The organism is Pseudomonas sp. FP2300 (assembly GCF_030687595.1).
Classification (GTDB): Bacteria; Pseudomonadota; Gammaproteobacteria; order Pseudomonadales; family Pseudomonadaceae; genus Aquipseudomonas; species Aquipseudomonas bijieensis.
Window position 1 is genome coordinate 881,598 of the sequence record NZ_CP117440.1, and the last position, 17,755, is coordinate 899,352.

The 17,755-nt window shown below is 62.3% G+C and carries 18 protein-coding genes; 13 read left to right on the plus strand and 5 right to left on the minus strand.

Annotation, left to right across the window (positions count from 1 at the left end; genetic code table 11):
* Positions 1–89: 89 nt before the first annotated feature.
* Genes PSH86_RS03740 through PSH86_RS03750 form a run of 3 tightly spaced genes read left to right on the plus strand, consistent with a single transcriptional unit; the run spans position 90 to position 2,437 of the window.
* Positions 90–665, plus strand: coding sequence for a YfiR family protein (locus PSH86_RS03740; protein WP_305487932.1), 576 nt, complete (start codon positions 90–92; stop codon positions 663–665).
* On the plus strand, positions 662–1,930 hold the full coding sequence (locus PSH86_RS03745; RefSeq protein WP_305487934.1) for a diguanylate cyclase domain-containing protein: 1,269 nt from the start codon (positions 662–664) through the stop codon (positions 1,928–1,930). Before PSH86_RS03740 ends, PSH86_RS03745 begins: the two co-directional genes overlap by 4 nt.
* A gap of 3 nt (positions 1,931–1,933) precedes the next feature.
* On the plus strand, positions 1,934–2,437 hold the full coding sequence (locus tag PSH86_RS03750) for an OmpA family protein (protein WP_116834102.1): 504 nt from the start codon (positions 1,934–1,936) through the stop codon (positions 2,435–2,437).
* On the opposite strand, the gene PSH86_RS03755 is transcribed toward PSH86_RS03750, so the two are convergent.
* Positions 2,434–3,381, minus strand: a complete 948-nt coding sequence (locus PSH86_RS03755; protein ID WP_176688684.1) for a LysR family transcriptional regulator — start codon at positions 3,379–3,381, stop codon at positions 2,434–2,436. The genes PSH86_RS03750 and PSH86_RS03755 overlap by 4 nt on opposite strands.
* 138 nt (positions 3,382–3,519) lie before the next feature.
* Between PSH86_RS03755 and PSH86_RS03760 the strand changes: the two genes are divergently transcribed.
* Together PSH86_RS03760 and mmsB are read left to right on the plus strand one after the other, a co-directional pair.
* Entirely contained in the window at positions 3,520–5,046 is a 1,527-nt protein-coding gene (locus PSH86_RS03760) for a CoA-acylating methylmalonate-semialdehyde dehydrogenase (RefSeq protein WP_163855442.1), read from the plus strand.
* Between the two features lie 10 nt (positions 5,047–5,056).
* Entirely contained in the window at positions 5,057–5,944 is an 888-nt protein-coding gene (gene mmsB, locus PSH86_RS03765) for a 3-hydroxyisobutyrate dehydrogenase (RefSeq protein WP_109753405.1), read from the plus strand.
* 207 nt (positions 5,945–6,151) lie between these two features.
* On the opposite strand, the gene PSH86_RS03770 is transcribed toward mmsB, so the two are convergent.
* Both PSH86_RS03770 and PSH86_RS03775 read right to left on the minus strand, forming a co-directional pair.
* Positions 6,152–6,496, minus strand: a complete 345-nt coding sequence (locus tag PSH86_RS03770; RefSeq protein ID WP_024781087.1) for a cupin domain-containing protein — start codon at positions 6,494–6,496, stop codon at positions 6,152–6,154.
* Positions 6,497–6,593: 97 nt separating this feature from the next.
* The gene (locus tag PSH86_RS03775; RefSeq protein WP_109753406.1) at positions 6,594–7,475 is read right to left on the minus strand and encodes a LysR substrate-binding domain-containing protein; all 882 of its coding nucleotides are present in this window, start codon (positions 7,473–7,475) and stop codon (positions 6,594–6,596) included.
* Between the two features lie 229 nt (positions 7,476–7,704).
* Between PSH86_RS03775 and PSH86_RS03780 the strand changes: the two genes are divergently transcribed.
* Positions 7,705–8,469: a sulfite exporter TauE/SafE family protein gene (locus PSH86_RS03780; protein WP_305487939.1), complete on the plus strand. Its 765-nt coding sequence runs from the start codon at positions 7,705–7,707 to the stop codon at positions 8,467–8,469.
* Here the strand turns inward: PSH86_RS03780 and PSH86_RS03785 are convergent.
* Complete coding sequence (locus PSH86_RS03785) at positions 8,459–8,773, minus strand: putative quinol monooxygenase (protein ID WP_305487942.1); 315 nt, start codon at positions 8,771–8,773, stop codon at positions 8,459–8,461. The genes PSH86_RS03780 and PSH86_RS03785 overlap by 11 nt on opposite strands.
* 199 nt (positions 8,774–8,972) lie before the next feature.
* Between PSH86_RS03785 and PSH86_RS03790 the strand changes: the two genes are divergently transcribed.
* The 3 genes from PSH86_RS03790 to PSH86_RS03800 all read left to right on the plus strand — a co-directional run bounded on the left by PSH86_RS03790 (position 8,973) and on the right by PSH86_RS03800 (position 11,583).
* The gene (locus PSH86_RS03790; RefSeq protein WP_305487944.1) at positions 8,973–9,563 is read left to right on the plus strand and encodes an NAD(P)H-dependent oxidoreductase; all 591 of its coding nucleotides are present in this window, start codon (positions 8,973–8,975) and stop codon (positions 9,561–9,563) included.
* Between the two features lie 111 nt (positions 9,564–9,674).
* Positions 9,675–10,586 (plus strand): LysR family transcriptional regulator, encoded by a 912-nt coding sequence (locus PSH86_RS03795; RefSeq protein ID WP_305487946.1) that lies wholly within the window; start codon positions 9,675–9,677, stop codon positions 10,584–10,586.
* 103 nt (positions 10,587–10,689) lie between these two features.
* On the plus strand, positions 10,690–11,583 hold the full coding sequence (locus tag PSH86_RS03800; RefSeq protein ID WP_305487947.1) for an NAD-dependent epimerase/dehydratase family protein: 894 nt from the start codon (positions 10,690–10,692) through the stop codon (positions 11,581–11,583).
* Positions 11,584–11,722: 139 nt separating this feature from the next.
* Here the strand turns inward: PSH86_RS03800 and PSH86_RS03805 are convergent, their stop codons facing one another.
* Positions 11,723–13,168 (minus strand): SulP family inorganic anion transporter, encoded by a 1,446-nt coding sequence (locus PSH86_RS03805; RefSeq protein WP_305487950.1) that lies wholly within the window; start codon positions 13,166–13,168, stop codon positions 11,723–11,725.
* A gap of 312 nt (positions 13,169–13,480) precedes the next feature.
* Here PSH86_RS03805 and PSH86_RS03810 point away from each other — a divergent pair, with 312 nt between their 5' ends.
* The 4 genes from PSH86_RS03810 (at position 13,481) to PSH86_RS03825 (ending at position 17,685) form a co-directional block, all read left to right on the plus strand.
* Entirely contained in the window at positions 13,481–14,830 is a 1,350-nt protein-coding gene (locus tag PSH86_RS03810; RefSeq protein ID WP_109753413.1) for a gluconate:H+ symporter, read from the plus strand.
* Between the two features lie 27 nt (positions 14,831–14,857).
* Positions 14,858–15,718, plus strand: coding sequence for a MurR/RpiR family transcriptional regulator (locus PSH86_RS03815; protein WP_109753414.1), 861 nt, complete (start codon positions 14,858–14,860; stop codon positions 15,716–15,718).
* Between the two features lies 1 nt (position 15,719).
* Positions 15,720–17,192, plus strand: a complete 1,473-nt coding sequence (locus tag PSH86_RS03820; RefSeq protein ID WP_305487957.1) for an amidohydrolase family protein — start codon at positions 15,720–15,722, stop codon at positions 17,190–17,192.
* A 124-nt stretch (positions 17,193–17,316) separates the two neighbouring features.
* Complete coding sequence (locus PSH86_RS03825) at positions 17,317–17,685, plus strand: glyoxalase superfamily protein (RefSeq protein ID WP_109753416.1); 369 nt, start codon at positions 17,317–17,319, stop codon at positions 17,683–17,685.
* Positions 17,686–17,755: the final 70 nt, after the last annotated feature.

The window sequence follows — 17,755 nt, forward strand, 5'->3', positions numbered from 1 at the left end:
TTCCGAAGTCTACGTAACACGCTGTCTCGCTGGCTTTTTGGCACTGTGCTATCGTTCCGGCACTTATCGCTTGGATCAAGAGACTTTCCATGAAGGTGCCTGTACGGGAGGCAGCGCGCAGCAAGGGCTGGGGGCATTTTCTGCTTGCCGGCCTTTTGTGTCTGCTGTCGCCTGTCGCACTTACCCAGGAACAGGCAACCACGACCCAGGCTGAGCAGCGGGCCGAAGCGGTAACCCAGGTTGTGTTGGGAATCCTCAGCTACGCCCGTTGGCCTGTGGAGCCAACCCAGCTGCAACTGTGCATTGTCGGACCCACCCAATACACCGACGATCTGGTCAAGGGCACTACCCAGGCCACGGGGCGGCCGGTGACTGTGCAGCGGCTGCTGGCCGATCATCCCGATATCGCCACTGAGTGCAACGCGGTCTACATCGGCCGGCTGACCAACGATGAACACACCCGTCTGTTTGCGTCCTTGATCGGCAAGCCGGTGCTGAGCATCAGCGAAGGCGGCGACCAGTGCACAGTGGGGAGCCTGTTCTGTCTACGGGTCGGCGATGAACAAGTGTCTTTCGAGGTCAACCTCGACTCGGTGGCACGCAGTGGCGTGCGCATCCATCCGAGTGTGCTGCAGCTTTCCCGCCGCAGGCCCGCAGCGCCATGAAACAGCGCAAACCAAAGGTCCGTCCCACCCTGGGTTCGGTCATCGGTCGCGGTCATCTGATCGTCGCCTTGGTGGCCATTACCATGGCCAGTGTTTCCCTGACTTTGCTCGGCCTGCTGGCGTTGCGGGTCTATGCCGATCACAACCTGCACCTGATCGCCCGTTCGATCAACTACACCGTGGAAGCCGCCGTGGTCTTCGATGACTCGGCCGCGGCCACCGAAGCTCTGGCCTTGATCGCTACCACCGAAGAAGTCGCCGATGCCCAGGTGTTCAATGAACATGGCCGTCTGTTGGCGCGCTGGCAACGACCGGAAACCGGCTTGTTGTCGGAACTGGAAGTGCACATTGCCAAGGCATTCCTGGAAAAGCCCATCAGCCTGCCGATCGTCCACCAAGGGCAGAGCATAGGTCGCATCGTGTTGGCCGGCCATGGCGGCAGCCTGTTGCGCTTTTTGCTCAGTGGCCTGGCGGGGATCATCCTGTGCACGGCGGTGAGTGCCTGGGTGGCGCTTTATCTGGCGCGGCGCCAGTTGCGTGCGATCACCGGGCCGCTGCGCAGCCTGGCCGAGGTGGCCCACGCGGCACGCAGCGAGCGAGCCCTGGAACGGCGCGTGCCGCCGGCCGCGATCGCCGAACTGGATAACCTGGCCAATGACTTCAACGCCCTGCTCGATGAACTGGAGTCCTGGCAGACCCACCTGCAAAGTGAAAATGAAAGCCTGGCCCACCAGGCCAGTCACGACAGCTTGACCGGCTTGCCGAACCGGGCGTTTTTCGAGGGCCGGCTGATTCGCGCCTTGCGCAATGCCAGCAAGCTCAACGAGCAAGTGGCCGTGCTTTACCTGGACAGCGACCGGTTCAAGGGGATCAATGACAACTTCGGTCACGCCGCCGGTGACGCGGTGTTGACGGCCGTGGCGACCCGAGTCCGGGCACAGTTGCGTGAAGACGACTTGGTCGCGCGCCTGGGGGGCGATGAATTCGCCGTGTTGCTGGCGCCCTTGCACAAGGCCGAGGACGCCGAGCTGATCGCTGAAAAGATCATCGCCAGCATGGAAATGCCGATTCAATTGCCCGGTAATGCTTCAGTGCTGACCTCCCTCAGTATCGGCATTGCCGTTTATCCCGATCATGGTGCCACCCCGGGTACCTTGCTCCACGCCGCCGATGCGGCGATGTACCAAGCCAAACGCCTCGCCCGAGGCGGACAACATACGGCGGGCTCGGATCATCCCGTCGCTGATCTTCAAACCAGGAGCTGACTCGTGCGTTCATATCCTCAATTTTCCCTGCGCTGGTTCGCGGCGTTTTTCTTGCTCGCCCTCCTGGCACTGGGCGGTTGCCAGACGGCACCGCAGAAAGGCCTGACGCCGGCGCAGATTACTGTGCTCAAACAGCAAGGCTTCGAATTGACTGACGATGGCTGGGCCTTTGGTCTGTCGGGCAAGGTGTTGTTTGGCAGCGATGTGGAAAATCTCAACCCGGCCAGCACCGAAATCGTCGAGCGCATTGGCAAGGCGCTGCTGGGTGCGGGAATCCAACGGGTACGCGTCGATGGCCATACCGATGCGTCGGGCTCCCAGGCCTACAACGAACAACTGTCGATGCGCCGGGCCGCCAGCGTCGGCAAGGTGCTGACCGGCGTTGGCATGCGCGAAGAAAACGTCCAACTGCGCGGCCTGGGCAGCAGCAAACCCGTCGCCTCCAACGACACTGCCAGCGGCCGCACCGAAAACCGCCGCGTCGCCATCGTGGTCATCGCCGATTAATCGGCGAACACCATCTCCCGGCTTTCGCCCATCAGCAGTGGCTGATTCTGTTCAGTCACCTCGCGAATGTAATCCCACAACAACGTAATCCGCTTGAGCTTCCTCAAGTCCTCCCGGCAATACATCCAGAACTGCCGGGTGACGGTGATTTCCTCCGGCAACACCGGCAGCAGCCGTGGATCCTGGGCGGCGAGGAAGCACGGCAGGATCGCCAGCGAGCGGCCTTGCTGGGCTGCGACGAATTGCGCGATCACGCTGGTACTGCGCAGGTGGGCGTGGGCGCCGGGCAGGACGTTGGCCAGGTAGAGCAGCTCGGAACTGAACGCCAGGTCGTCTACGTAGCTGATGAATGAGTGCTGGCTCAGATCGGCCGGGTGCTGGATGGGCGGGTGGTTGTCCAGGTATGGCTGGGTGGCGTAGAGCTGCAGTCGGTAGTCGCACAGTTTGCAGCACACGTATGGACCATGTTCGGGGCGTTCGAGGGCGATGACGATGTCGGCCTCGCGCTTGGACAGGCTGATGAAGTGCGGCAGCGGCAGGATGTCTACTGAAATGGCCGGGTAGGCGTCGACGAAGTGGCTCAGCTGCGGAGTGATGAAGAAGCTGCCGAAGCCTTCGGTGCAACCCATGCGCACGTGGCCGGACAGCGCGACCCCCGATCCTGAAACCTGTTCGCAGGCCATGTGCAGGGTGCTCTCGATCGATTCGGCGTAACCCAGCAGGCGCTGGCCTTCGGCGGTCAGGACAAAGCCGTTGGTCCGGGACTTTTCGAACAGCAACGTGCCCAACGAAGCCTCCAGCGAACTGATGCGGCGCGACACCGTGGTGTAGTCGACGGCCAGGCGCTTGGCCGCCGTGCTGGCCTTGCGGGTGCGGGCCACTTCGAGGAAGAACTTGAGGTCGTCCCAATTCAGCGACCCCAGGGAGGTGATGTTTTTTTGCATGATGGACCGGCTTTTATGTGCATTCTTATTAGAAGTTTGCACATCTATACTCCAAAAACCGTCTCATCACCAACGTGCTCCTGCATCTTGGTCTTTGCTGAACCAGCGCTCTCTATAAGAACAATCCCGGAGGCCAGCATGAACGTTTCCCTTACGCCCAGCGACACCACCCTGCAAACCGTCAGACTGCTGATCGATGGCGAGTGGGTCGAGTCCCAATCCAGCGAATGGCACGACATCGTCAACCCGGCTACCCAGCAAGTGCTGGCAAAGGTTCCGTTCGCCACAGCCTCGGAAGTCGATGCCGCCATTGCCGCTGCCCAGCGTGCTTTCCAGACCTGGAAACTGACCCCCATCGGCGCGCGGATGCGCATCATGCTCAAGCTCCAGGCGTTGATCCGCGAGCATTCCAAGCGCATCGCCGCCGTACTGAGCGCCGAGCAGGGCAAGACCATCGCGGACGCCGAGGGTGATATTTTCCGTGGCCTGGAAGTGGTCGAGCACGCCTGCTCCATCGGCACCCTGCAGATGGGTGAGTTCGCCGAGAACGTTGCCGGTGGCGTCGACACCTACACGCTGCGCCAGCCGATCGGTGTGTGTGCGGGCATTACCCCGTTCAATTTCCCGGCGATGATTCCGCTGTGGATGTTCCCGATGGCCATCGCCTGCGGCAACACCTTCGTGCTCAAGCCCTCGGAACAGGACCCATTGTCGACCATGCTGCTGGTGGAACTGGCCATCGAGGCCGGCGTACCAGCCGGTGTGCTCAACGTGGTGCACGGTGGCAAGGACGTGGTGGATGCGCTCTGCACCCACAAGGACATCAAGGCGGTTTCCTTCGTCGGCTCGACGGCCGTCGGCACCCACGTGTATGACCTGGCGGGTCGCCATGGCAAGCGCGTGCAATCGATGATGGGCGCCAAGAACCACGCGGTGGTGCTGCCCGACGCCAATCGTGAACAGACCCTCAACGCTCTGGTCGGGGCCGGTTTCGGCGCGGCGGGCCAGCGTTGCATGGCCACTTCCGTGGTGGTGATGGTGGGCGCGGCCAGGCAGTGGCTGCCGGAGCTCAAGGCCCTGGCACAGAAGCTCAAGGTCAATGCCGGCAGCGAGCCGGGCACGGACGTCGGCCCGGTGATTTCCAAGCGGGCCAAGGCGCGGATTCTCGAGTTGATCGAGAGTGGCGTGCAGCAAGGTGCGAAGCTGGAGCTCGATGGCCGTGGCGTCAGCGTGCCGGGCTTCGAGCAAGGCAACTTCGTCGGCCCGACCCTGTTTTCCGGCGTGACTACCGACATGCGCATCTACACCGAAGAAATCTTCGGCCCGGTGCTGGTGGTGCTGGAAGTCGACACCCTGGACCAGGCGATTGCCCTGGTCAATGCCAACCCGTTTGGCAACGGCACTGGCCTGTTCACCCAGAGTGGCGCGGCGGCGCGCAAGTTCCAGAGCGAAATCGACGTCGGCCAGGTGGGCATCAACATCCCGATCCCGGTACCCGTGCCGTTTTTCAGCTTCACCGGTTCCCGCGGTTCGAAACTCGGCGACCTCGGTCCGTACGGCAAACAGGTGGTGCAGTTCTACACTCAAACCAAGACCGTGACCGCGCGCTGGTTCGATGATGACAGCGTCAATGACGGTGTGAACACCACCATCAACCTGCGTTAAGGAGCCGGACATGAAGATCGCATTTATCGGCCTGGGCAACATGGGCGCGCCCATGGCGCGCAACCTGCTCAAGGCTGGCCATTCGTTGAATCTGTTCGACCTGAACCAGACGGTATTGGCCGAGCTGGCGGCGCTGGGCGGCACGATCAGCGCATCGCCGCGCGATGCGGCCCAGGGCGCCGGGTTGGTGATCACCATGTTGCCGGCCGCTGCCCATGTGCGCAGTGTCTGGCTGGGTGAGGACGGCGTGCTGGCCGGCATTGCCGCCGGTACGCCGGCTGTGGATTGCAGCACCATCGATCCGCAAACCGCCCGCGACGTGGCGGCTGCCGCTGCGAAGCAAGGGGTGGCGATGGCCGATGCGCCAGTCTCCGGCGGCACCGGCGGTGCGGCGGCGGGCACGTTGACGTTCATGGTTGGCGCCACGGCTGAGCTGTTCGCCACCTTGCAACCGGTGCTGGCGCAAATGGGCCGTAACATCGTGCACTGCGGTGAAGTGGGCACCGGGCAGATCGCCAAGATCTGCAACAACCTGCTGCTGGGGATTTCCATGGTCGGCGTCAGCGAAGCCATGGCCCTGGGCGATGCCTTGGGGATCGACACCCAGGTGCTGGCCGGCATCATCAACAGTTCAACGGGCCGTTGCTGGAGTTCGGACACCTACAACCCATGGCCCGGCGTGATCGAAACGGCGCCGGCGTCCCGTGGCTACACGGGTGGCTTTGGCGCCGACCTGATGCTCAAGGACCTGGGCCTGGCGACCGAAGCCGCGCGGCAGGCCCATCAGCCGGTGGTGCTGGGGGCGGTGGCGCAACAGTTGTATCAGGCTATGAGCCAGCGGGGCGAGGGCGGCAAGGACTTTTCGGCGATTGTTAACAGCTATCGCAAGCCGCAATAAGCGCGACGATATCGACGAGCTTTTATGGCGAGGGGAATTGTGGGAGCAAGGCTTGCCCGCGATTACAGGCGATGCTGTCTCTGAGGTAACGAGGTGCCTGCATCGCGGGCAAGCCTTGCTCCCACAGATGACTTCCTCGCTACAGAGGTTGTGCAATCTAGGTTGTTTTCCGAGAGACCATGTCGGGTGGTCTCTCGGTTTTTTGCTTCAGGCAAACACGAAATATTTGCGCACGGTCTCGACCACTTCCCACGTGCCTTTCATGCCTGGCTCGATGACGAAGATATCACCGGCCCGCAGATGGATCGGCTCCATGCCTTCCGGGGTGATGATGCAGTAGCCTTCCTGGAAATGGCAGTACTCCCATTTCACATACTCCACATACCATTTGCCAGGTGTGCAGATCCAGGTGCCCATGATCTTGCTGCCGTCTTCGCTGGTGTAGGCGTTGAGGTTGACGGTGTGCGGGTCGCCCTCGAGCTTTTCCCATTTGCAGGCATCGAGGACGGGCAGCGGATGGGTGTCGCGCAGGACGGTGATGGGTGCGGTCATGTGAGCTCCGAAAGGGGGCAGAAGAGAACAGCACCCTACCGCGCGACATGAGCGAGGAGATGCCTGTGGTCGACACCGGCCTATCCAGAAGCGCGCATCAGTCGGCAAGATGCCGGGCCAGGGCCCTGGCGTAGGCCGGCAAACCTTCGAAGTTGCGGGCGCATAACAGCAACGCCCGATGGGTCCAGGACTCTTGCAGCGACACACATTGATACGAAGGTTCGGGCGGGCGCCGTTCGACGGCCGCCTTCGGCACGATGGCTACGCCTGCACCATGGGCCACCATGCGAATCATCCCGTCGAAACCATCGGCGCGAATACGGATTTGCATGCGCGAGCCGATGTGCAGCGCCTGCTCTTCCAGGTAAATCGCCAAGGCACTGGATGCGTTCAGGCCGACATAGTCGTGGCTGAGGGTCTCGCTGAACCGTACGGCTCGCCCGTCAGCCAGCGGGTGCCCGGTCGGTAGGATCAATACCAGCGGATCGTCGCGAAACGGCCAGGCCTGAAGGCCATCGGTGTCCACGGCGTCGGAAACGATGCCCAGGTCCGCCGCGCCCTGGCGCAGGGCATGAGTGATTCGTGAGCTGGGCAGTTCCTGCAGGTCGATGTCGAGGTTGGGATGGGTGCAGAGGAAACCGGCCAGCAGTTCGGGCAGGTACTCGGTCATGGCGCTGGTGTTGCACAGCAGCCGCACCCGGCCTTTGACGCCCTTGGCATATTCGGCCATGTCCTGTTGCAGGCGTTCGGCCTGTTGCAGCAGGACCCGGGCGTGCTCGGCCAGGGCCTTGCCGGCCGGAGTGGGGGTTACACCTCGCCGTCCGCGTTCAAGCAGGTCGATGCCCACGGAGGCTTCCATGGCACGGACTCGCGCACTGGCCGCGGCCAGGGACAAATGGCTGCGGACCGCACCGGCGGTGATGTTGCCGGTGTCGAGGATGTTCAGGTAGAGGCGCAGATCGGTGAGGTCGAAGTGCATGGGCGATGTGATCCTGTCCGGGTCTGGGGTGGCTGGTGCATTGCTATCGCGAGCAGGCTCGCTCCCACAGTGGGCCGAGTTTCTCCAGAAAGAGTGCACCCTCCTGTGGGAGCGAGCCTGCTCGCGATAGGGCCAGAAGCATCGACGCATTCCTGCCTCTTGCCAGGCAATAGGCATCCTCAGTATATGGCAGATTTTCAAGTCAGGTCCCGGGGCGCACGATACCCCTATGGACACACTCAGCGCTTTCTATCAAAACCTCGGCCTGGCCCTTTCCCTGCTGGTTGTCGGCACCTTCCTGCTGGCCGGCACCATCAAGGGCGTGATCGGCCTCGGCCTGCCGACCATTTCCATGGGCTTGCTCGGGCTGGCTATGGCTCCGGCGCAGGCTGCGGCGTTGCTCATCGTTCCGGCAACCTTGACCAATCTCTGGCAATTGGCTTTTGGCGGCCATCTGCAAGCCCTGATCCGGCGCCTGTGGCCGTTGCTGCTGGCGATATTCCTCGGCACCGGTCTCGGTACGTTGTGGATCGGCATGACGGGAGGCGCTTGGGTGGTACGAGCCTTGGGCGGGGCGCTGCTGCTGTATGCGTTGAGCGGGCTGTTGCTGCCGACGCTGCGGGTCGGCGCCGACGTCGAGTCATGGGGTGCTCCGCTCTGCGGGTTGCTGACCGGGCTCATCACGTCTGCCACCGGAGTGTTCGTCATTCCGGCGGTGCCCTATCTGCAAGCACTGGGCTTGAGTAAGGATGAACTGGTGCAGGCCTTGGGCCTGTCATTCACCGTATCCACATTGGCCCTGGCCGCCGGCCTGTTGTGGCGCGGCGAGCTGGGCGGGGGCGAATTGAGCGCTTCGTTGCTGGCGCTGGCACCGGCGCTGCTGGGGATGTGGCTGGGGCAATGGCTGCGGCAGCGGATCAGCGCCGTGCTGTTCAAGCGGGTGTTTTTCATTGGCCTCGGCGTGCTCGGCGGCCATTTGCTGATCAGCGGCTAGCCGAGGACGGGCTGAGCATGTCGACGCGGCGGATCTCGAAGTCGCGCTCCAGGTAATCCATGCGTCGCTCGAAGAACTGCTTCATGTGCGGCAGGTTCGAATGCACATCCAAGTGCGCCTGGGAGGCCCAAATCTCGTAAAAGATAAACAGTGTCGGATCTTGCTGGTCCCGCAGCATGTGGTACTCGATGCAACCGGGCTCGGCGCGGCTCGGTTCGACGTAGGCGCGAAACAGTGCTTCGAAGGCTTCGGCTTTTTTCGGACGGGTCTTGGCATGCAGGATGAAACCGTGCAGTTCACTCATGAGCTGGCTCCTGAAATAAAAGTGCCAAGAGCCTACGGCAATAATCGGTCGATCATTCGTGCGTATAGGTCAAATGAGTTTTGCCGCTGCGGTGCTTATTCCGCGCGACGCTCATCGTTACGCTGCCGCCATCGTTTTCAACCTTTCCATTCGGCCGCCATTCAAATGGCCCGCGCCGTGGAACCCGATGAGGCTCCCCATGAAAAAAGTCCTGTTGCTCAATGGCGGCAAACAATTCGCCCACTCCGACGGTCGCTACAACGCCACCCTCCACGACACGGCGGCCAGCGTGCTGGACCGTGGCGGTTTCGATGTAAAAACCACCTTCATCGACGGCGGCTACGACATCAAGGAGGAGGTCGCCAAGTTCCTCTGGGCCGATGTGGTCATTTACCAGATGCCAGGTTGGTGGATGGGCGCGCCCTGGACCGTGAAGAAATACATCGACGAAGTCTTCACCGAAGGCCACGGCAGCCTCTATGCCAGCGACGGTCGGACCCGTTCCGATGCATCGCAGAAATACGGCAGCGGCGGCCTGATCCACGGCAAGCAGTACATGTTGTCGCTGACCTGGAACGCCCCGCAGCAAGCCTTCGACGACCCGACCGACTTCTTCGAAGCCAAGGGCGTGGATGCGGTGTATTTCCCGTTCCACAAGGCCAACCAGTTCCTGGGCATGACCGGCCTGCCGAGCTTCCTGTGCGTGGACGTGATGAAGCGCCCGAACATCGAAGCCGATGTGGCGCGCTATGAGCAGCATTTGATTGAGGTGTTCGGCCTGAAGGCGTGACCTGTCTTTTGCTACGTATCCCGATACTATCCTGTGGCGAGTGGGGAAACCTGCTTCCACACAGCGGGGATAAATCCCCTCGCCACAAAAGCTCAGTCGACAGGGGGATGCGTGAAAGCCAGATCCGACGAATTGCAGATTTTCGTCTGCGTGATCGAATGCGGATCAATCTCCGCTGCCGCCGAGCAGGTCGGGCAGACACCGTCGGCCGTCAGCCGCACGTTGTCGCGGCTGGAGGCCAAGCTCGAGACCACGCTGATCAACCGCACCACGCGGCGCATGGACCTGACCGAAGAGGGCAAGTATTTCTTCGAGCAGGCCAAGGGTATCCTCGATCAGATGGACGAGCTGGAAGAGCGCCTGTCGTCCCGCCAGGAGAACCCCGCAGGACGGTTGCGGATCAACGCGGCCTCGCCGTTCATGCTGCACGCCATCGTCCCGCACATCGAAGAATTCCGCAGGCTCTACCCGGACATCCAGCTCGAACTCAACAGCAACGACCTGATCATCGACCTGCTGGAGCAAAGCACCGACATCGCCATTCGCATCGGCACCCTCTCCGACTCGACCCTCCATGCCCGCGCTCTGGGCTGCAGTCCGTTGCACATCCTCGCCAGTCCGGCCTATTTGAAGCAGCACGGCACACCCACAAGTGTCGCCGAACTGGCGGACCATGCGTTGCTGGGCTTTGCTCAGAACGAAGGGCTCAACCAGTGGCCGCTGCGTCATGTGCACGGCGATCGCTGGGCGATCCAGCCGGCCATCAGTGCCTCCAGCGGCGAGACCGTGCGTCACTTGGTGTTGCAAGGGCAAGGCATTGCCTGCCTGTCGGATTTCATGACTCGCGAAGACATCCAGGCCGGTCGGCTGAAGGTGCTGCTGGCCGACGCCAACAGCGGATATCGCCAACCGATCAATGCGGTGTACTACCGCAACTCGCAACTGGCCCTGCGGATCCAGTGCTTCCTGGACTTCATCCAGGGCAAGCTCGCCGAATACGCCTCGCGGGAATTCAAAGGCTGATTCTTGACTTCAAGGCAAGAGTGATTTGGGCAATGTGGGCTGTTTCGTCAAGGAGCGGTCCTCGATACTCGGTTCAATCACTGATGCAGCCAAGAGGTTTTCCATGAACGTATTCGTCACCGGCGCTGCCGGTTTTATCGGCGGTTCCATCGCCACCGGCCTGGTACGCGCCGGGCATCACGTCACCGGTCTGGTGCGCAACCCCGAACAGGCGAGCGAACTGACCGCGCTGGGTATCCAGCCGGTCATCGGCACCCTGGAAGACAGCGCGCTGCTCACCGCCCAGGCGCGTGCCGCCGACGCCGTGATCAATGCCGCCAGCAGCGACCATCGCGGTGCGGTCGAAGCCTTGATCGAAGGGCTCAAAGGCTCGAACAAAGTGTTGTTGCACACCAGCGGTTCGAGCATCGTCGGCGACGCTTCGGGCGGTCGTTCCAGCGAGGACATCTACTACGAAAACAAGCTGCCGCAACCGACCGTCGACAAGGCTGCCCGCGTCGCGATCGACAACCTGGTCCTGGCGGCGGCGAAGCAAGGCGTGAACTCGGCGGTGATCTGCAACACTCTGATCTACGGCCACAGCCTGGGCGTCAAGCGTGACAGTGTGCAGTTGCCGCGGCTGCTCAAGCAGGCGCGTAAAAGTGGGGTGGTGCGGCATGTGGGGGCGGGGCAGAACATCTGGTCCAACGTGCACATCGAAGACGTGGTCGAGCTGTACAAATTGGCCCTGACCCGCAACGTACCCGGCACGTTCTATTTCGTTGAAAGCGGCGAGGCTTCGTTCATCGACATGACCACGGCCATGGCCCGCGCCTTGAAGCTTGGCGAACCGCAGGATTGGCCGTTGGCCGATGCCGAAGCCGAGTGGGGCTATGAAATGGCCAACTATGGCCTGGGCTCCAACAGCCGGGTACGAGGCAAGAATGCCCGTGAGTTGCTCGGTTGGGCGCCCAAGCGCACTTCGGTGGTGGAGTGGATTCTTGACGAAATGGTGTGAGGCAGACATCGACTTGTGGGAGCGAGCCTGCTCGCGATGGCATCGGATCAGTCAGTATTGATGTCGATCGACACACCGCTATCGCGAGCAGGCTCGCTCCCACAAGGTCTTATGCGGTCTTACAAAGTCGGTGGCAACTTCAGTCGTGCTGCACGCCCGCCCGCTTGAGCATTTGCTTGCAACGCTCGGACAGGTGAAACACCCGCAGGTGTTTGCCCGCTTTGCCGTAGCGCTCGCGCAGAGTCTTGAGCGCGGCAATGGCCGAGTAGTCGACGAAGCGCAAGTGACGGCAATCGAGGGTCACCAGGGCCGGGTCGTTGGCTGGGTCGAACAGGTTGAGGAACGGCGTCGTCGAGGCGAAGAACAGCGTGCCGTGCAAGCGATAGAGTTTGCTGCCATCGGCTTCCAGGTGCACGTCGGCGTACAGCTCCCGTGCCTGTTGCCAGGCGAAGTTGAGCGCCGCGATCACGATGCCGCAGAGCACGGCCACGGCCAGGTCGGTGAATACCGTGATGACAGTCACCGCGATGATGACTAGCACGTCGTTCGCCGGCACTTTGTTGAGCACCCGCAACGAAGCCCAGGCAAAGGTCTGCTGTGACACCACGAACATCACACCCACCAGCGCCGCCAGCGGGATACGCTCGATCAGCGGCGACAGGAACAACACGAACAGCAACACCATCACCCCGGCCACCACACCCGACAGCCGCCCGCGCCCGCCCGAACTGAGGTTGATCATCGTCTGGCCGATCATGGCGCAACCGCCCATGCCACCGAACAGGCCAGAGGCGATGTTGGCCGCGCCCAACGCCACGCATTCACGGTCCGGGTAACCACGGCTTTCGGTGATTTCATCGGTCAGGTTCAGGGTCAGCAGGGTTTCCAGCAAACCGACCATCGCCATGATCACCGCGTAGGGCGCGACGATCTGCAAAGTCTGAAGGTTCCAGGGAATGTCCGGCAGGGCAAAGGCTGGCAAGCCGCCAGCGATGTGGGCCATGTCGCCCAGGGTCCGGGTCGGCAGGCCGAGCAGGTCGACCGCCAGGCCCACGCCGAGGATGGCCACCAGCGCCGGCGGCACGCTGCGGGTCAGGCGCGGCAGCAGGTAGACGATGGCCATGGTCAGCGCCACCAGGCCGGCCATCAGGTACAGCGGCGGGCCGCTCAGCCAGGCCTCGCCATTCTTGAAGTGTTCCAACTGGGCCAGGGCAATGATGATCGCCAGGCCGTTGACGAAGCCGAGCATCACCGGGTGCGGCACCATGCGCACCAGTTTGCCCAGCCGCAACAACCCGAACGCCATCATGATCAGCCCACCCAGCAACACGGTCGCCAACAGGTACTGCACGCCGTGCTGCACCACCAGCGCGACGATCACCACGGCCATCGACCCCGCCGCGCCCGACACCATCCCGGGCCGACCGCCAAACAACGCGGTCAGCGTGCAGAGGATGAACGCGCCGTACAGCCCCATCAATGGGTTGAGATGGGCCACCAGGGCGAAGGCTATGCACTCGGGGAGCAAGGCGAAAGAAGTGGTGAGGCCGGCGAGGGCGTCGGCGCGAAGGCGTGCTGGTTTCATGGTTTTCCTGACTGGGCGCCGGTGGAGCGTCGGCTGCCGGGGAGTGGTGCAAAAAAACAGGGGGCGATGGTACGGAATTGAGTGCGGAGCGGCCAGCGGTCTGTGGCGAGGGGATAAATCCCCTCGCCACAGGAGGTCAATTGCGGGATGAAAGTCCGGGGGTGAATTTTCATAGCCGCTGCTTCGCGATGTCCGTCAGCGACAAATTTTATCTGTGCGCGAAAATTACTTTCAGTGGGTTTGAAGATTCGTCGTCGAAATGATTTATGAGTTTCACAACACATCGACGTGACCCCATTCGAGGAGTAACGCATGGCACCTGCTTTCGGTTACTGGCTACTGGTCTACGCGGCCATCGCGATCATTGCGCTGATCGTTCTGATCGCCCGGTATCGGCTCAATCCGTTCATCGTGATCACCCTGGTGTCCATTGGCCTGGCGTTGCTGGCCGGGATGCCGCCCTCAGGTGTGGTGGGCGCATACGAGGCCGGTGTCGGCAAGACCCTGGGGCACATCGCGCTGGTGGTGGCCTTGGGCACGATGCTCGGCAAGATGATGGCCGAGTCCGGCGGGGCGGAGCGAATGGCGCAGACGCTGATCGAGCGTTTTGGCGAGCGCAACGCCCATTGGGCAATGGTGTGCATCGCGTTCCTGGTCGGGCTGCCGTTGTTCTTCGAAGTCGGTTTTGTGCTGCTGGTGCCCATCGCGTTCACCATTGCCCGCCGCGTTGGCGTGTCGATCCTCATGGTCGGGCTGCCGATGGTCGCCGGGCTTTCGGTGGTCCATGCGCTGGTACCGCCGCATCCGGCGGCGATGCTGGCGGTGCAGGCGTTCCAGGCCTCGGTGGGGCAGACCTTGCTGTACGCGATCCTGATTGGCATTCCCACCGCGATCATCGCCGGGCCCCTGTACGCCAAATTCATCGTGCCGCGCATCCAGTTACCGGCCGACAATCCGCTGGAACGACAATTTCTCGAGCGCGAGCCGCGTGCCGACTTGCCAGGTTTCGGCGTGACCCTGGGGACGATCCTGCTGCCGGTGATCCTGATGCTGATCGGTGGCTGGGCCAACCTGATCTCCACGCCGGGCAGCGGTTTCAACCAGTTCCTGTTGTTCATCGGCAACTCGGTGATCGCCTTGCTGCTGGCGACCATCCTGAGCTTCTGGACCCTCGGCCTGGCCCAAGGCTTCAGCCGTGAATCGATCCTCAAGTTCACCAACGAATGCCTGGCCCCGACCGCCAGCATCACTTTGCTGGTGGGCGCCGGTGGCGGTTTGAATCGGATCCTGGTGGACGCCGGTGTCACGCAACAGATCGTCGGCCTGGCCCAGGAATTCCAGCTGTCGCCACTGGTCATGGGCTGGCTGTTCGCCGCCCTGATGCGCGTCGCCACAGGCTCGGCCACGGTGGCGATGACCACGGCCTCGGGCATCGTTGCGCCGGTGGCGATCGGCCTGGGTTATCCCCATCCCGAACTGCTGGTACTGGCCACCGGGGCCGGCTCGGTGATCTTTTCCCACGTCAACGACGGCGGCTTCTGGCTGATCAAGGAATACTTCAATATGACCGTTGCCCAAACCTTCAAGACCTGGACGGTATTGGAAACGCTGATCTCCGTGGTCGCGTTCGCCTTGACCCTCGGGCTTTCGCGCTTGCTCTGAGCGCACCGTAACGCCACAGGAGCCGCCATGGACATCCTCTACCAGATCCGCTCCCGCCAGGATTCTTTCAGCGCTGGCGAAGGAAGAATCGCCCGGCTGATGCTCGACGACGTAGGCTTTGCCGCCTCCGCCAGCCTCGATGAACTGGCCCAACGGGCCGAAGTCAGCAGTGCCACGCTGTCGCGTTTTGCCCGCACCGTCGGTTGCCGCGACCTTCGCGACTTGCGCCTGCAACTGGCCCAGGCCAGTGGCGTCGGCAGTCGTTTTCTCGACCCGGCCGGGGCGCCAGAACAGTCGGCGTTCTATGGGCAGATCGTCGGCGATATCGAGTCGACCTTGCGCCAGCATCTGTCGGGGTTCGTAGAGTCACGGTTTGGCGATGCCGTACGGATGATCGGCAAGGCACGGATGGTTCATGCATTCGGCCTCGGTGGTTGGTCGGCCTTGTGCAGTGAGGAGTTGCAGGTGCGGCTGGTGCGTTTCGGCTACCCGATCTCCGCGTGCCGCGACCCGGTGATGATGCGCATCACGGCCACATCCCTGAGTGAACATCACCTGGTCATTGCCTGCTCGCTCACCGGCATCACTCCGGAATTGCTCGGCGCGGTGGAATTGGCTCGCAGCTACGGCGCGGCGATCCTGGCCATCACCCGTGCCGACTCGCCGCTGGCCCGCCTGGCGGATGTGGTGTTGCCCCTGCAAGGCGCTGAAACCTCGTTCATCTATAAACCTACAGCGGCGCGCTACGGCATGCTGCTGGCCATCGATGTGCTCGCCACCGAACTGGCATTGACTCACCCTGAAGACAATCAAGAGCGCCTGCGGCGGGTCAAGCTCGCCCTGGACGATTACCGCGGCGGCGACGATGACTTGCCGCTGGGAGACTGACATGCCCTACGACACCCTTATCCGCAACGCATTGGTCATCGATGGCAGCGACCGCCCCGGCTACAACGCCGACGTGGCGATTCGCGCCGGGCGCATCGAGCGCATTGGTGACCTGGGCGATGCCCCGGCGCTTGAAGAAGTCGACGCCGCCGGCCGCGTACTGGCGCCAGGTTTTATCGATGTGCACACCCACGACGACACGGTGGTCATTCGCCAACCGCAAATGCTGCCCAAGCTCAGCCAGGGCGTGACCACGGTCATCGTCGGCAACTGCGGCATCAGTGCCGCGCCGGTCAGCTTGCGGGGCGACCCGCCGGACCCGATGAACCTGCTCGGCACGGCCCAGGCGTTCGCCTACCCGCGCTTCGCGGATTATCGCGGGGCGGTGGAAGCGGCCATGCCGACGGTCAACGTAGCGGCGCTGGTGGGCCACACGGCGTTGCGCAGTAACCACATGGACGATTTGTTGCGCACTGCCAGCGTCGGAGAAATCGCCGCCATGCGCCAGCAACTGCGCGAAAGCCTGGAAGCCGGCGCACTTGGCCTGTCCACCGGCCTGGCCTATGCCAACGCGTTTTCGGCATCCACCGACGAAGTCATGCAACTGAGCGAAGAGTTGAAGGCCTTCGGTGCGATCTACACCACCCACCTGCGCAGCGAATTCGAGCCGGTGCTCGGAGCCATGGACGAGGCGTTCCGCATTGGCCGTCACGCCCAAAGCCCAGTGATCATTTCCCACCTCAAGTGCGCGGGTGCCGGTAACTGGGGGCGTAGTCCACAGGTGTTGGCAGCGCTGGAAAACGCTGCAAAAAACCATCCGGTCGGTTGCGACTGTTATCCCTACGCGGCCAGCTCCTCGACCCTGGATCTCAAGCAGGTGACCGACGCCCATCGCATCACCATCACCTGGTCGACCCCGCATCCGCACGTGGGTGGTCGCGATCTCGCCGACATTGCCAGCGATTGGGGCGTGTCGTTGCTGGACGCAGCGCGTCGTTTGCAACCGGCCGGCGCGGTGTACTACGGCATGGACGAAGGCGACGTACGACGCATCCTTGCCCACCCGCTGTCCATGGTCGGCTCCGACGGCTTGCCCGAGGACCCGTTTCCCCATCCGCGCTTGTGGGGCGCATTTCCACGGGTGCTGGGACATTTCAGTCGCGACATCGGGCTCTTTCCTTTGCACACCGCTGTGCACAAAATGACCGGCCTTTCAGCGGCGCGCTTCGGCCTGAGGGATCGTGGCGAAATTCGTGAAGGGCATTGGGCGGACCTGGTGTTGTTCAATCCACACACCGTTCGCGACGTGGCCGATTTCAACGAACCTCAACGGGCTGCCGAAGGGATTGATGGCGTGTGGGTCAATGGTGTCTTGAGCTATCGCGAAGGGCAGGCAAACGGGCGTCGGGAAGGGCGGTTCCTGGCGCGCGAGGGCGATCTGCGCCAGGGGTTCAGGCCATCCCATGGCATGTAAGCGGCTGAAAATGTGTAAATTGACGTCACAATAATGGCACTGCGACACTAAAGAAGCCGGGTTTAAAGCCGAAGCATTGGAGTCAACCCATCTACACTGGGTCTTTTCAGCCAGGGAGCAACCCATGAGCTTCGGTAAAACCACTCCGATCCTGCGGATCTTCGATGAAGCCAAGGCGTTGGCGTTCTACGTCGACTTCCTGGGCTTTACCGTCGACTGGCAACACCGCTTCGGTAACGACTTCCCGCTGTACCTGCAAGTCTCCCGCGGCGACTGCGTGCTGCACCTGTCCGAGCACCATGGCGATTGCACACCGGGCTCGGCGTTGCGGATCGAGACCGATGAGCTGGAAGCCTTCCAGCAGCAATTGCAGGCCAAGCAATACCGCTATGCCCACCCACAGATCCAGGCCATGCCCTGGGGTAGCCAGGACATGGCGATCAGTGATCCGTTCGGGAATCGGTTGGTGTTTACCAATGCGATTAATGTCTGAACCGTTTGGCACCCCGTCCTCCTGATAACGCAGGATGTGTTAGCCTGCAATCAATGATTTCATTGATTGC

Coding starts and splice junctions, on each gene's coding strand:
- PSH86_RS03780 (WP_305487939.1), top strand. CDS start 7,705: ATGGACACACTCAGCGCTTTCTATCAAAACCTCGGCCTGGCCCTTTCC.
- PSH86_RS03805 (WP_305487950.1), bottom strand. CDS start 13,168: ATGAAACCAGCACGCCTTCGCGCCGACGCCCTCGCCGGCCTCACCACT.
- PSH86_RS03820 (WP_305487957.1), top strand. CDS start 15,720: ATGCCCTACGACACCCTTATCCGCAACGCATTGGTCATCGATGGCAGC.
- PSH86_RS03760 (WP_163855442.1), top strand. CDS start 3,520: ATGAACGTTTCCCTTACGCCCAGCGACACCACCCTGCAAACCGTCAGA.
- PSH86_RS03745 (WP_305487934.1), top strand. CDS start 662: ATGAAACAGCGCAAACCAAAGGTCCGTCCCACCCTGGGTTCGGTCATC.
- PSH86_RS03770 (WP_024781087.1), bottom strand. CDS start 6,496: ATGACCGCACCCATCACCGTCCTGCGCGACACCCATCCGCTGCCCGTC.
- PSH86_RS03800 (WP_305487947.1), top strand. CDS start 10,690: ATGAACGTATTCGTCACCGGCGCTGCCGGTTTTATCGGCGGTTCCATC.
- PSH86_RS03790 (WP_305487944.1), top strand. CDS start 8,973: ATGAAAAAAGTCCTGTTGCTCAATGGCGGCAAACAATTCGCCCACTCC.
- PSH86_RS03775 (WP_109753406.1), bottom strand. CDS start 7,475: ATGCACTTCGACCTCACCGATCTGCGCCTCTACCTGAACATCCTCGAC.
- PSH86_RS03810 (WP_109753413.1), top strand. CDS start 13,481: ATGGCACCTGCTTTCGGTTACTGGCTACTGGTCTACGCGGCCATCGCG.
- PSH86_RS03825 (WP_109753416.1), top strand. CDS start 17,317: ATGAGCTTCGGTAAAACCACTCCGATCCTGCGGATCTTCGATGAAGCC.
- PSH86_RS03740 (WP_305487932.1), top strand. CDS start 90: ATGAAGGTGCCTGTACGGGAGGCAGCGCGCAGCAAGGGCTGGGGGCAT.
- PSH86_RS03755 (WP_176688684.1), bottom strand. CDS start 3,381: ATGCAAAAAAACATCACCTCCCTGGGGTCGCTGAATTGGGACGACCTC.
- PSH86_RS03815 (WP_109753414.1), top strand. CDS start 14,858: ATGGACATCCTCTACCAGATCCGCTCCCGCCAGGATTCTTTCAGCGCT.
- mmsB (WP_109753405.1), top strand. CDS start 5,057: ATGAAGATCGCATTTATCGGCCTGGGCAACATGGGCGCGCCCATGGCG.
- PSH86_RS03785 (WP_305487942.1), bottom strand. CDS start 8,773: ATGAGTGAACTGCACGGTTTCATCCTGCATGCCAAGACCCGTCCGAAA.